22 protein-coding genes and 2 pseudogenes are annotated in these 12555 nt (G+C 42.0%); 3 read left to right on the forward strand and 21 right to left on the reverse strand.

Features of this window, described 5'->3' with window-relative positions:
- Positions 1–269, forward strand: a pseudogene (locus TY03_RS22745) (hypothetical protein); the annotation flags it as partial.
- On the opposite strand, the gene TY03_RS21080 reads toward TY03_RS22745, so the two are convergent.
- The 21 genes from TY03_RS21080 to TY03_RS21175 all read right to left on the reverse strand — a co-directional run bounded on the left by TY03_RS21080 (position 270) and on the right by TY03_RS21175 (position 11429).
- Positions 270–632 carry a hypothetical protein gene (locus tag TY03_RS21080; protein WP_042373676.1) on the reverse strand — a complete coding sequence of 121 codons (363 nt, stop codon included), beginning with the start codon at positions 630–632 and terminating at the stop codon, positions 270–272. It lies immediately after the preceding pseudogene.
- Positions 633–794: 162 nt separating this feature from the next.
- Entirely contained in the window at positions 795–959 is a 165-nt protein-coding gene (locus tag TY03_RS22600; RefSeq protein ID WP_154663612.1) for a hypothetical protein, read from the reverse strand.
- Positions 960–1026: 67 nt separating this feature from the next.
- Complete coding sequence (locus tag TY03_RS21085; protein ID WP_230202014.1) at positions 1027–1971, reverse strand: phage integrase SAM-like domain-containing protein; 945 nt, start codon at positions 1969–1971, stop codon at positions 1027–1029.
- Positions 1972–2272: 301 nt separating this feature from the next.
- Positions 2273–2500, reverse strand: coding sequence for a hypothetical protein (locus TY03_RS21090; RefSeq protein ID WP_042373678.1), 228 nt, complete (start codon positions 2498–2500; stop codon positions 2273–2275).
- On the reverse strand, positions 2500–2979 hold the full coding sequence (locus tag TY03_RS21095; protein ID WP_042373679.1) for a DUF4494 domain-containing protein: 480 nt from the start codon (positions 2977–2979) through the stop codon (positions 2500–2502). The genes TY03_RS21090 and TY03_RS21095 overlap by 1 nt, the downstream gene beginning before the upstream one ends.
- 32 nt (positions 2980–3011) lie before the next feature.
- On the reverse strand, positions 3012–3704 hold the full coding sequence (locus tag TY03_RS21100) for a DUF7168 domain-containing protein (protein WP_042373681.1): 693 nt from the start codon (positions 3702–3704) through the stop codon (positions 3012–3014).
- A 20-nt stretch (positions 3705–3724) separates the two neighbouring features.
- On the reverse strand, positions 3725–3943 hold the full coding sequence (locus TY03_RS21105; protein ID WP_187374021.1) for a hypothetical protein: 219 nt from the start codon (positions 3941–3943) through the stop codon (positions 3725–3727).
- On the reverse strand, positions 3906–4091 hold the full coding sequence (locus TY03_RS21110; protein WP_042373684.1) for a hypothetical protein: 186 nt from the start codon (positions 4089–4091) through the stop codon (positions 3906–3908). The genes TY03_RS21105 and TY03_RS21110 overlap by 38 nt, the downstream gene beginning before the upstream one ends.
- Entirely contained in the window at positions 4075–4599 is a 525-nt protein-coding gene (locus TY03_RS21115; RefSeq protein WP_042373685.1) for a host-nuclease inhibitor Gam family protein, read from the reverse strand. The genes TY03_RS21110 and TY03_RS21115 overlap by 17 nt, the downstream gene beginning before the upstream one ends.
- 37 nt (positions 4600–4636) lie before the next feature.
- The gene (locus tag TY03_RS21120) at positions 4637–4867 is read right to left on the reverse strand and encodes a hypothetical protein (RefSeq protein WP_042373686.1); all 231 of its coding nucleotides are present in this window, start codon (positions 4865–4867) and stop codon (positions 4637–4639) included.
- Positions 4868–4880: 13 nt separating this feature from the next.
- Positions 4881–5168, reverse strand: coding sequence for a hypothetical protein (locus TY03_RS21125; protein WP_222860411.1), 288 nt, complete (start codon positions 5166–5168; stop codon positions 4881–4883).
- Between the two features lie 46 nt (positions 5169–5214).
- On the reverse strand, positions 5215–5628 hold the full coding sequence (locus tag TY03_RS21130; protein WP_042373688.1) for a hypothetical protein: 414 nt from the start codon (positions 5626–5628) through the stop codon (positions 5215–5217).
- A 30-nt stretch (positions 5629–5658) separates the two neighbouring features.
- Positions 5659–5844, reverse strand: coding sequence for a hypothetical protein (locus tag TY03_RS21135; protein WP_042373690.1), 186 nt, complete (start codon positions 5842–5844; stop codon positions 5659–5661).
- Positions 5845–5871: 27 nt separating this feature from the next.
- Positions 5872–6165 carry a hypothetical protein gene (locus TY03_RS21140; protein WP_042369748.1) on the reverse strand — a complete coding sequence of 98 codons (294 nt, stop codon included), beginning with the start codon at positions 6163–6165 and terminating at the stop codon, positions 5872–5874.
- Complete coding sequence (locus TY03_RS21145) at positions 6149–6583, reverse strand: hypothetical protein (protein ID WP_052332463.1); 435 nt, start codon at positions 6581–6583, stop codon at positions 6149–6151. Before TY03_RS21145 ends, TY03_RS21140 begins: the two co-directional genes overlap by 17 nt.
- Before the next feature lie 63 nt (positions 6584–6646).
- Positions 6647–7303, reverse strand: coding sequence for a hypothetical protein (locus TY03_RS21150; RefSeq protein ID WP_042369752.1), 657 nt, complete (start codon positions 7301–7303; stop codon positions 6647–6649).
- 2 nt (positions 7304–7305) lie between these two features.
- Positions 7306–8184 carry an ATP-binding protein gene (locus TY03_RS21155; RefSeq protein WP_042369754.1) on the reverse strand — a complete coding sequence of 293 codons (879 nt, stop codon included), beginning with the start codon at positions 8182–8184 and terminating at the stop codon, positions 7306–7308.
- Positions 8185–8219: 35 nt separating this feature from the next.
- Entirely contained in the window at positions 8220–10286 is a 2067-nt protein-coding gene (locus TY03_RS21160) for a hypothetical protein (protein WP_042373692.1), read from the reverse strand.
- Positions 10287–10544: 258 nt separating this feature from the next.
- On the reverse strand, positions 10545–10724 hold the full coding sequence (locus TY03_RS21165) for a hypothetical protein (RefSeq protein WP_042373693.1): 180 nt from the start codon (positions 10722–10724) through the stop codon (positions 10545–10547).
- 4 nt (positions 10725–10728) lie between these two features.
- Complete coding sequence (locus tag TY03_RS21170; RefSeq protein WP_052332464.1) at positions 10729–11163, reverse strand: hypothetical protein; 435 nt, start codon at positions 11161–11163, stop codon at positions 10729–10731.
- An 8-nt stretch (positions 11164–11171) separates the two neighbouring features.
- A complete protein-coding gene (locus tag TY03_RS21175) occupies positions 11172–11429 on the reverse strand; it encodes a hypothetical protein (RefSeq protein WP_042369760.1) in 258 nt (85 codons plus the stop codon).
- 182 nt (positions 11430–11611) lie between these two features.
- Here TY03_RS21175 and TY03_RS21675 point away from each other — a divergent pair, with 182 nt between their 5' ends.
- A complete protein-coding gene (locus TY03_RS21675; RefSeq protein WP_052332524.1) occupies positions 11612–12205 on the forward strand; it encodes a hypothetical protein in 594 nt (197 codons plus the stop codon).
- Positions 12206–12239: 34 nt separating this feature from the next.
- Positions 12240–12555 (forward strand): annotated as a pseudogene (locus tag TY03_RS21190) (hypothetical protein); the annotation flags it as partial.

Genomic DNA, 12555 nt, shown 5'->3' on the forward strand with positions numbered 1-12555 from the left:
CCCCGCAACGCATAGAGTTACGATTTAACCTAAAGGTCGCTTTTAATGATTGCGCCTCGTTCAACACCAAATCCCCTGTAATTGTACGTCAAAAGGCTAACGAACGCTTCGATGTACTCGAAAGTATTCATAGTACTCTACAAGGATGGCGAACAGAAGATTGTATAAAAGCGTTCAGCCGTGTGAGCGTGAAAGATGAAAAACGGCCGGATGGACTAAAAGTATATAATTGTTTGTATACTGCTTTCTTTATGGTTAGGATAGAGTAATCAGAACCGCCAACTGGGATACATTTTTTGTAATTGCCGTGCGGTAGTACGATTGCGACAAAGTTCCTCGAAATAATCAGCCTGCTTTGCCCAGGCGTTATTTATGGTTCTTTCTTCCACACAGAACTCTTCATCCGAAAGGGTGACAAGTACATCATCCAATCGCTTGCGTACTATCTCGCGCCAATAGTAGAGACGGGCCACAATCATCCGATCACGTATATCCAGTCTCTCTTTACGGTTCATTGCTTTCCTTTTAAGTGGCATCGTGGCAACGCGCTTACGCTTTGCCTGCTGCTCTTGCGAGAGTCCGTTGGGATACTCTTGCCGATTGTCTTCAAAAAGGTATAGCTGATTGGCCATAATTTATCAATACTGTGGTTTGGGATTATCACAAAATTACAAAGAAAACCTTGAGCAAGAATAATTTTAGATAAAAAAATGACACTTCACACCACTATTAAACAAAAATCGACGTAGGATACATATATCTTACGTCGATTCCGATGCTTAATTTCAATTTATTTAATCCTTATCCGGTCGCGATAATACGTACCCCAGAAAGATTAATTCTATAGCCAAAACAGCAATTCCAAACTTAACAGACAAACCAAAAGCTCCTATTGCTATCACTGCCATAAGCACAATTAATCCGACTGCAAACATGATCCTACCAATTTTTTCAATCATAATATTATTTCATAATTTATTCTTTTATATACAAGCAACCTTCCTAGAACAGGAAGACACTCTGTTATTATTTTCTGAAAAACATATCTCCTGAGATTGAACGTGCAGTATCATCATTGGTTAGTCGGATGTAGCGGAAAAAGTTCTGCTCACTTCGATGTCCGGTTAACCGCATGATTTCAAGAGTTTTCATTCTTCCGGCCAAATACATATTAGTGGCTGCCGATCGGCGGGCAGTATGACTGCTTATCAGTTCCCATTTTTCGCGGGTGTTGGTAATAAGCTTGCCACCTTTGGTGTACGAATAGGTGATTTTATCTGTCAATCCCACTTCTCGCATAACCAATTTCAGGTATTTGTTGAAATGCTGAATGCATAATTGGCAGGGAATATGTCCTCCGTATTTTTCAAATATCTCTTTGACGTAGTCGTGAATGGGGACTTTCACATCCACGTTTGTCTTTTTGGTACGTTTTACGATGTATTCACCAATCAGGTTTTGATTTGTTAAAGTTGAGTAGTCGGAATAACGAAGTGCGGTAAGACAGCCGATAACAAAAAGGTCGCGGATGCGCTCTTTGGCTTTTCTCTTATCTTGATGCTCGAATTTATAATAATAGATTCTTGTGATCTCGTTCATTGAAAGAAAGACGGCAAAGGTCGGCTCTTCCTCTAAATCCACCTCGTTGTATGTTGTATCTACTGCATAATTGTATTGGCCGGCGCGTCTAACCAATGATTGGATTTTCTGTATATATCCTACAATGGTGTTGTGCATCAATCCCCGATCTTCCAAGTAAATAATGAAATCATCCAAAAACTCTTCGGTAATTGAGTTCGTGTAGATATCACAGTTGTATAACTCGGAAAATCGGTCGATGTGATTGATTATAGCGTCATAAACGGCCGCATAGTGTTCAGACTTGCGTCTGCTTCTCCTTTCAAGTGTTTCCCTGGCAAACGATGTAAAGTATATGCCTTCGAGTGGTTTGCTTTGGCGGAAATGATTTATATAGTCCTTTCTTGGCTTTGCCTCACGGACAGCATAGGATACGGCTAATATGACTTTGAGTGTTTTAAAAGTTATTTATCTGCTTTATACAGCCTTGCCCCTGTTTTCTCTTTTACTCTTAGCAGGAACTCTGCCGAGCGATCACTATCCACGACCAACTTAACCGCTGTAACTCCTTCCGTTTTCGGAGATTGTATGAGTAAGGAACAAGGTTTATCGCAATACAGTCAGTAGTATATCAGTTCGGATAGGTAGCTATCGCCAATTTGGACGATGTAGTTAACAGGTGGGCGTTGCATAGTTAGCTATCTGCTTTCCATTCAATGGTAACCACTGCTTTCAATTTTCTGGTACCACCACAAACGGGACAGGGCTCTTTTATCCGATCTCCCCATTTATCTTCTTTCCAATGCCAACCATTGCCTTGACAGCCCGAACATGGAAACCCGTTGAATTCATGCTGCTCTTTAGGATGTACGTCTCCGAAGAGAGGCGCTGACAAAATCAGCGCCTGTTGTTTCTTACTCATTATGCTTCGGGCGTTGGTTTATCATCCGACTTTCCTGTATACGGATATACATCCATAATTGCCGTTTCTGCTATTGAAGCGATTTGATAATCGGCCATAGTGCCTGCCATACCTTCATCAAGCTTCTTCACTGCATCGCGTAGGTCGGCTGCTTGTACCAGTACATTCACGCTACTTCGTTTCTCTGCGCCACTCTTTTCATCCAATGTAATGTAGATGAGTTTGCATTTAAACCAGCGGTCTGCCGATTCCTCGTCGCTTGCAAAAAGCTCGCTGTAATTGGCCCGTGCGATATCCGACACGGTAAACTCACCGGTGATGTAAGGAGACATCTCTTCAATTAACCGGGCTTCTGCTTCAGTAAAACTAAGGGCATCGACCAAATAAGGCTCTGTTACCTTAACATTCATTCCGGCTTCGTTTACTTTTTCATAACGGATTTTACCTTGAAACCAGTTGTGTAAATTTGTTGTTGACATAATTGTAAAGTTTTTGATTGTTGATAAAATGATTATTTGATTGCCTTCGCAATATTCTGTTTTTGTCCGTCGCGGTATCCCATTCCGAATACCCGGTCATTGAGTCCGCGATTGGAAGATGAGCTCCAACTTCCTGTGCTTCCCTGTTCCTGTGCCATATACTTGTCAATCATTGCCCCGTGGCTTATCATCAGCCCCGTTACCTGCTCGGTTTTCTCACTCATTAGCTTCTCATGGATACCGGATGAGCAACCAAGTAGATAAGAGGCCAACCAAATATCACGGTGACGGGTAGGAATACGGCAGGTTACGTGTGCCTCTTTAAAGCGGATAACCGACAGGTGAGTGAATGCAGCTTCAAGAAAGTTAAAGGCATACTCTACTGCCATGCGATTCATCTCTGTGCCGTATACCACACATCGGGGTGTTCCGCTCAGCATATACGCTTTGCAATAATAATATTCACAGATGGCGTAAAGCAGATGACGTTTCCAACCGCTGCGGTAGTTATCTGCGGTATGATAGTTGTTTGACCGACCAATACAACTTTCTTCTTCGGCTTCCGGTGTGCCTTCGATTTCGGACAAGCTCATGTTATATTCGGTGATAAGCCGTTGAATGGCAGCGGCCGCTGCATTGGCTTCACCTTCGGAACCTACCGCCCGGGCTCCATCGCGTAAGCGGATCAGCTTCTGAATCTTGTTAATGATGGTTTGTTTATCCATTGCTTTCTTTTATTTATTGTTTAACTAACACCTACATCAATAAGCTCCATCTGACCGACCGCTTTCAATACCCGTAGAATATCTTCCTGCATAACTGTAACGGTTGGTGGCAGATTCTGCTTTCTTAACTCCCTAACGGTCATCTCTTGCAAATGTATCAACTGGGGAACATCATATGTCAGAACCAGCTCTATTTTCTTTTTATTTGTCATTCTTACTCCCTTTATAATTCCATCCATTTAACCGATAACACTCTTTTCTCGCTTCCTCCCTCTCGGGAGAGTCAAACACCTTGGTACCAACACCGACCGTACCTTGATACGTCATGTGGTAAACCGCCCAAAGAGAACCCTTTGGGCGGTACGTGTATTTAGGCTGACTGTTCATTCTCCTTTTTTGGCTCTACGTAAAACGTTTCATCCTGCACCACTTGCATACCGCACTTCTTAAGCTTCTCTTCCATACCTTCGTCGGAGCGATCTGCTAATAAACGATCCTTAGCCACCTCTTCACTGGTACGGATGTAATCAGGAAGCAGTGTCTTAACTAATGTTAGTACCGACTCTTTGGTAAACCCTTTTAATTGCTTCAGTTTCGGAGTGCCTGTGCGGAACCCGAATACACCGTGAGCACTCTTGTAGCTCTTTGTCTTAGAAAACAACGTCTCTTTGTTTTCTGTAGCAAAAGCCTGTAGTACCTCTACAGCACCATCCTTTTGCTGCTGTAACTGAGCTAATCTTGTGGCCTCATTGTCACGGATGGCCGTAATTTTCAACTCCATCTCAGCCGTGATCTTTTGAATACTCGAATCAGCTTGAACAAACTCGCTCAACGCTGCTTCCACCTGTTCGCTGCTTACCCCGGTAATCACCGTTTTTTTTACTCTCTTTGCCATAAATCTTGTTTTTAAATGGTTTATTTATTATTAATGGTTATTTAATTTTCACCAAATCACTAACTGATTGTCGTAAAATAGATTTTGATTTTAAAATTTGTTCTACTATCAGTCGCCGTTCTTCACCATTCATGGTATTTTCATATCTTTCAATAAGAGCAATGATATTCGTAAATGGTGATAGTTTATTTCGAACTTGTTCATTTATAGTTTCATTAAGTTTTACCTGCTTTCCGTGGGCACGTGCATATTCTGTTACTTCATTCATATTTTTATTTGTTTTACGCTATTAATATTTTTCTTTTCTCTATACGGGCTTTGTCTGGGTTCTCATCAGGAGCAAACCATACAAGATACCATTCACCATTCGCAAACCCTTTCCACATTTTACCGTCATATATTCCGGAGGGTATTGTAGTGGAATACTCTTTCAGACCTTTAAAAGTCTGCTCACTCATAAGAGCATGGGTATCATCTAATTCGATAAACCTTCTGTTAGGTTGTTGCCAACTCTGCCCCAATGGGTCAGTAATTGGCGGTATTATATGTTCTCCGTTCATTACATTCATGTTCATTAATTATCTTCCACAACAATAGATTCAATTCTATTTAGAATTACGTTATTCTAAATCCGCCACTTTTCTCACAAAACTCAGCGAGTTCCTCGACTTTCTTGATAAACTCTTCAGATGGTGGTTCTTTGTACCATTTGAATTTAGAGTATATAGCCCTTTCCTCACTATTAAGTATTTCTCCTTCTTCGCGAATAGCTCTTTTTACATGTGCATATCCCCTAAATAACTTTGCCATTGCTTTTGCTTCCGAAGCAGATACCTTGAAGCCATCATTACTAACCGGACTTCCCGGCCCTCTTTTGCCATTGTATATATAGAAACCTGGTTTCACAGTATTATCACCATATCCAAAAAGATACCCGGCTCCAGTTTCGTTAAGTATCATTGGCCATGTGCTTATCATACCGCTCGGACTCCCAGCTTCTTTTTTAACTGGTATTAAATCATATCCCATAATATTCCTTTCTAAATTGATTTAAATGTTTTACTTCACTTTAATTTCAACGGTTCTCACATCACCATCTTTCATATTCTCAAACAAAGGAACAAAGTCGTTTGCTAGCATTTTGGAAGCAGCTTCTTCACTTACTGTAACCTTCTTTACTCCTGTTTCTTCTCCGGATACTATAAAGCCATTAGACACTTTTTCTACTGTGATTATTGTTTTCATAAATGCTCCTTTTCTATCTGTTGATTTTTAATACTTATAATTTCCTTTGTAATCCTTTTTATTAGTGCGTTTCCTCTCTTCTTCGGTGAGGTTCGCCCTCGAATTGAGTTGCTCCAGATACATCTCATCCAACTCGTATCTACGAAGAGCAGTGTGGTATTCAGCGAGCAGATCGTCATACTCGGAAGCAGGGATATGAGCAGAACCGTTGTACAGAATGTCGGTAATAGCGTCAATTCGCTTGGCTGTTTCTGACATACGCTCGCTAATACGCTTTGTCTCGAGCTTGCGCAAGGATAAATTGTTATTGCTCAGTGCCATATTCCCTGTTCTTTTTTAAAATACTTTCCAACTTCTCACGCAAGTTCACCAACTCTTCAAAAGAGATATCGGAAAAAGGTTTTCCGGCAATAGTCGGTTGCATGCAGTAAGCATTGATCCGCTTCCAATCCGTTGTATCGACCCCTATCTTTTGCATCGTTTTTAGGCATCCGGAACGGCGACGTTTCATTAATTCGTTGCCCGTAGAAGGCTTCAATGAATCCGAATGACCATTCAGATAGCCCCAAAGATAAATAGCCTCTTTATAGCTTAATTCATTGGTATGAGAGGTGCGCCCATCGGTAAGATCAAGCAACATGGCTTCTTTTTGCTCGTTAGAGATACCTTTTCTCGCGTATAGAGCGTGTAAACGTCCTATCATTTTCTTTTCAATGGAATGTGGGTTGGTTGTTCTCATCTTATTTTCTCCTTTCGATTGATATTATACGTGAATACTTTATTACGTAGATATTGCTATAAATTACTGTTCTCCATACTTGGCCGCTCCCTCTTCCCAGATCACAAAGGATGCACCATCGGGATTAAAGCGTCCCATACATTTAGCCCGGAAACACTCGACAAATATTTTCATGCCAGCATCATAAAGACAAGTGATAGCAGGTTTCCCCTGTGGCTTACTTCCATCAGCGCGACTAACGAATATGATCAGTTTGTCGGGATGTCTCTCTACCAATGGACGGAATCCTGTAGCTCCTTTTACAGTGTATCCGGCAGCCTGGAAACTATCAATAATATAGATATCTTCTTTTCGGGGGTCGCTCATTCGTTCATCCAGCTCTTCCATAGAAAGAGTTGCGGTGCGAAACCTGCCATCGACTTCCTGCATATTGTTGCGTGCGATGTTGTTGATAAACGAAGCCTCTTTCCCTTCCTCCACACTATTGTAAAACACCTTTCCGAATCGGCAGAGATATTTGGCTAGCTGCATCACGAATGAGCTTTTACCGTTGGCACTATTCCCCCAGATACACCAAAGTCCTGTGGAAGCCGGGCAACCGAAAGCCTCTTTCCATTCGCCCGTAAAATCCATCCCCGGACGTTTTATGCGCATCAACTCGCTGGGTGAGTAGGCGCGCTTGATACTTTTTTTGCGGGGCTTCTTTGTTGTTTCTTCCATGTTTATTCCTCCACTGATAGTTTTTCAATTTCAGTGTACACGCGGCGAAGCTTACCATCGCTCAGTGTTACGATCTGATTAATATTGGCTCCCTTGGGGGCATTTACTTTGGCTACAATAGTGGCCTGTGCCTTCAAGAATAGGGCACGAGTTTTTTCATCTTCAGGAGTCACCCGGTTGTAGTTGTCACCGTATCGGCTGAACATCTCTTCGTAACCAAGTGTATCACAGTTACGGTTTCTCTGAATCTTAGCTTTCAACCCGTTGGCTCCCATCATATACCATCCGCAGGTGCGGTCGGTAGCGTTCCATAGGGCTTTGAGTTCCAGAAAAGTTTCAGCGTTCATATCTCCTGCTTCGTCCAGAATGATCATTGGACTTTCGATGCTTCTGAGGTAATACACCAGATCATCGTACACATCGGCATACCGGCCATTACTGTTGAGTCCGAATTCCTTGGCTATAAATCGGATCATGCGCATCTTAGTTTTCACCTGTCCGCAATCCACGTATATGGAATTAGGGTGGTTTTTTACATACACCTTGGCAGTGAAGGTCTTCCCGATATTAGGAATGTCGCATAACAATCCGCTTAAGCTGCTTCGCTGGCATAACTCCAACTGTTCGGTGATGTAAACAAATACAGGGGTTTCGGCTACTTTCCAAGGGGTTTCGCGACGGATAGACACACCCAACCTACGGGATACGCTCAGCAACAAGGCATCGCTTATCTTTCCCTCTGTGGCTCCCGAATCAATATACCCGTATACACTGGTATTGATACCTAATGCAATAGCATGTTTGTTGTTACTGGGATAGTTCTTACGATCTTCTTTGATAGCATCCAGGATGCGATTTCTAGTTTTAATTCCAAGTTCCATTATAATAGTATTTAATTGTTGTTTGAATCTAATTTTTACAATGCTGCGCGAGCGTAGCTTTTCATATAGTCGGAGTTTAGGAAGGGGTTGTATTCTTCCGCGCCCTCTTCCTCTTCGTGTTCCACAGGAGCAGGTATCATCACCGCTTTGGCTTCTACGGATTCTAACGCTTCTTTTTCCTCTCTTGGGATGATGACCACCTTCTGTATCTTTTCATCCTTTACCATCTTGCGGAATTGGGAAACGTACTTCGATTGCTCGATATACTCCGTTACATCCTCATCGGTCTGCTCGCAGGTAGCTTCATTATAGGAGCCTAGCGGCTTGCATGTATCTATATATGAATCTCCCTGATAGATGTACACTTCATCAATGTTACCCTCTTCATCGGGTAGGTAATAGGCGTCTACTTTATAATCGTTGGACGCCAACGCCTCTACTACGTTCGGAGAGGATAGAGCAAACTTCCTGTTTGCCACCTGCATGTACTGCGTTCGGCGAATGGTTGTTTGCGTATGTTCACCGATGAATCGATACAGGATGGCTTTGTCCATCGGCCGTAGATCGGGGTTCATATTGTCGCACAATACCTGCCATCGGGTCATGTTCGGATACAACTTATTGTTCGGATGATTTTCATTGTTGTACTCATAAATATCCCTGATATCATCGGCTACTAATTCTTCATAGCTGAATGTCTTTTCTTTATAGGTATTATTCAGCTCATCGTACTCTTTATCGATCTTGGGGCGATTCACCTCCTTTTTATTATACCACCGACCAATACCTACATGATTGTTTTTCTCTACACCGTACTTTTTGGCACGGTTCCCGTGCTCGGCTCTCTTTTCCTGTGAGTTTCCGGGGTTACACCAACGAACGAACGGGAAAACAACACCGGCTTTCATGAGCCCGTCAGCGAAGTTGTTCACCAAATGATGCTCCACCTCTGCCTGTGCAGGCATGCACCAACCGTTACGTTCAATGGTGCGAAACATGTTGCGGACGCAATCAATGAATAAATCTACGTCTTTGGTGCGACTATGAGCATAACCGATCACACATCCACTGGTCACGTCGTATACGTAATAAGCCTTTGGGCGTTGTCCTCCGTGTGCTTTGCGTGGAAGATCGCGGTCGTCCAGTGATATTTTACTGAACGAGAAGAATGGGCTGTGCCGATTGTGGTGCGGAGTATATTTATTATTAAAATCCCACTGCGTATTGCGTAGTTTGCCCAAAAGAATTTGATTCTTGGGGTTGTTTACGTAATTCCAGATAGTGGCTTCGCTTAGTTCCAGAGGTTTTCCTTTCTTGTCGAAGAAATCCTTTCGATCGAAGAGTTCACCTGTCTGCGGATCGCAGATATCAATCTCGCCACTCATAAATTGGGTGAATAATTCGTGAATTGTATTGTTGTACGGATTCGTAGGCTGTGCGGCAATAGAGAGTATCAGTTTTTCGATCTGAACAGATACCTTACGGGTATTCTGGTTACGAAACTTCTTACTGATCAGCGCACCGTATCCGCCACTCTGAAACTGCTGTACTTTTTCTTTGAATCGTGCCGGATTACCGGGTAGAGTGTGCCCGTATTTCTCTTGGTAGTAAGCAACGGCTTCTGCCATCTCATCCCACCTCACACGACCGCCCATTGCCTTTTTCATTATTTTACGATCATTGAACAGGGAGATAACCGCACCCAGCACACTGGCGTTGGTCACGTATTCTACTTGTTTCTCGGGGGGGATGGGTTTTCCGTTGTCGAAACGGAACGAGCTGTACACTTCCCGCGCTTCTGTGTCCGGGTAGTAATGTTCGTCAAACCATTTGCGTAGTATCATATTAATTCCTTGATTAGGGTATTTTTGATTCACGAGTTGCAGGAAGCGGGATGGAATGCTGGCAACTTCGACGAGTGCGTAAGCATTAGCCCCTTTTCCCGGTCGAACTACATTGATCTTCTCTTTGCATTTCTTTCCCGACGCCAGTTTCTTGTAGTTGCTTTCGCCCATTATAGCATCGCTCGGTTTTCCTTCGGGGGCATCGTTGCGCGTCAGGTCATCATGAGAGATGCATAATATTCCATTGTAATATTCCATATCGGTTAATATTTATATTGAGTGCAAGTCCCGGCTCCGACCCGAGATAGTAAGCCACTTTCCATACCTTAAATAATCCTATTGAAAACTGTATCCTGAAAACCGGAAAGGTCTTAGCTTGCTCCTTTTGTTACTTCATGCAAATTCCATATTCTTTGATCTGAGAGATATCCCGTCTAAACTGTTTTATAACTCTTGTTTGCATCCATATCGCCAAATGAGGCAAGAATATGATAATAAATAGCCTGGTTAGCTTCATTACTCGGCCCTCCTTTCTTCATCCCAAGCTCTGCTAAGCAGCATCAATACTGCCAACAATACCATTACCGATGCGGATAACGCATCCTTGCGACTTACCTCAATACCATCAGCCAGGTACAATGCCATAAACATTGCTACTACGGCTGCTACATTCTGAATCCAACGTAATGTTTTCATGATTTTACATTTTATTTAAAAACCGATCTTTTAATATCTCACGTTCCTGATCGCTCATCGGGAAAATATCCACGGACGGAATTTGGGTAAATTCACTTCTGATTACCGTCATTGTTATACTGCGTGCTAGTTCAAGTTTTCGCTCGCCTTCCTCACTGAGTTTCCATGCGGGGTGGTACTGTTCCAACTTTTCGACCTCTACCTTTTTGCCGTCATTGTAGGCAAGGATATGGGGATATGTCACACAGCAGCAACCATCGCTCAATTCAGCACCGATCAACACATTCCAATATGAATTACGGCCACTTTTGCTACCAATGGCAGACCACACGTCAAAAATCACAAATTGGGGAACACCCTCTTGATCGTACCCATCTACCACTACCACCTTGGCGTTGGCAGATGCCAATTTCTTGCACTCTTCTTTCCAGTAAATCATAATATGTACTATTTAAAAGTTACTACTTTTACCACATTACCTTTGGAGTCCAGTATCTTAGTTGATCTAACCTCCGATCCGGAATCACTCAGCAACTTTGCACCTAGTTCGCAAATAGCGACACTTCTCATTTGTGCAGCCTTTAGGCTGTTGCGTTTAAAACTCATGGCCAGGCTGACAGCCGATTTTTTCACACCGAACACTTTTGCCAAATAGGCATAAGCCTCACCTTTCTTTTTGGGGTCTTCCCAGTCAATTCTTTGCATATATCTACTTTTTTACGTTTGTTAGCTTATCAATCATTTCAGAAGCGTGTTCTAAAACCTTTTCCATACTTATTATTATTTAGAGTTTAATTCTTATCTTTGGACGATGTAAACCGATTTCACTGCGTGTAATGGTATCACGATGCAAATCTACAAACATGTTTTCAATTAAACAAATTATTATGCAAGAAAATGAAAACATTCTTTCAATGAATGAACTTCCACCGCTTAACTTGCGGATAAAAGGGCTTATTGAGCACTATGCAAATGGTAGTGTCAAGAAGTTCAGTGAGATAATACAATTAAGTAGTTCTCAGAAGATTAATAGAATATTCAATATAGACAAGAGAAATGGAGAATTCCCAGAAGCTAGCTCTGATATATTAATCAATATTGCAAACATGTTTTCAGAGGTAGATATGAATTGGCTACTTACTGGTAAAGGATCAATGTTTCGCAATGAGCAAGCACACACTACTCCAGTATCTACTACACAAATCACTCAACCGGCTTTACCTGTTGAAGAATCCTTTATATATAAGATGTATAAAGATAAAGACGAAGAAAATAAAGCTTTGATTAGGGAAAACGGTCACCTCGAGGAGCGTGTCCGTATGCTTGAATCTAAACTATCCGACTGTGCCCATTCAGATGCCTTAAAGGTGCAAGAATTGGTTTTAGAATTACCGGAGACTGCGAGGCCTGCCGCTACAAAACAGCATTTATCGACCTCCGAACCCTCTGCCAGCTATGCTGGAAGCCCATTACAGAAATAATAGACGAGTAAAATAAAACATTAATCACATTTATATGAATTATTTAAGAGTCAAACAAGCCCTTGAATCTATCTATATTATTGAAGATACAATGAATATAGATATACTGGTGAGCCGATATCAATTCCTTGTACCAATATTATCAGAGCTATTATCTATTAAAAATACACCTTCTTTCGAACTCACAATAGCTGATGCTGTAGAAGACTATAGGATGATGTATTATGATAGAACAGTTACAGATACGCAAATAGCCATCGTACTACATCCTGAATATATTGAAAATGGAGAGTTCTATGCCTTGAATATCGTTAGGTGCTTTCACAAATACTGCGATAAGATGGAAAAAG

It is taken from the genome of Bacteroides neonati (genome assembly GCF_000499785.1).
Classification (GTDB): domain Bacteria; phylum Bacteroidota; class Bacteroidia; order Bacteroidales; family Bacteroidaceae; genus Bacteroides; species Bacteroides neonati.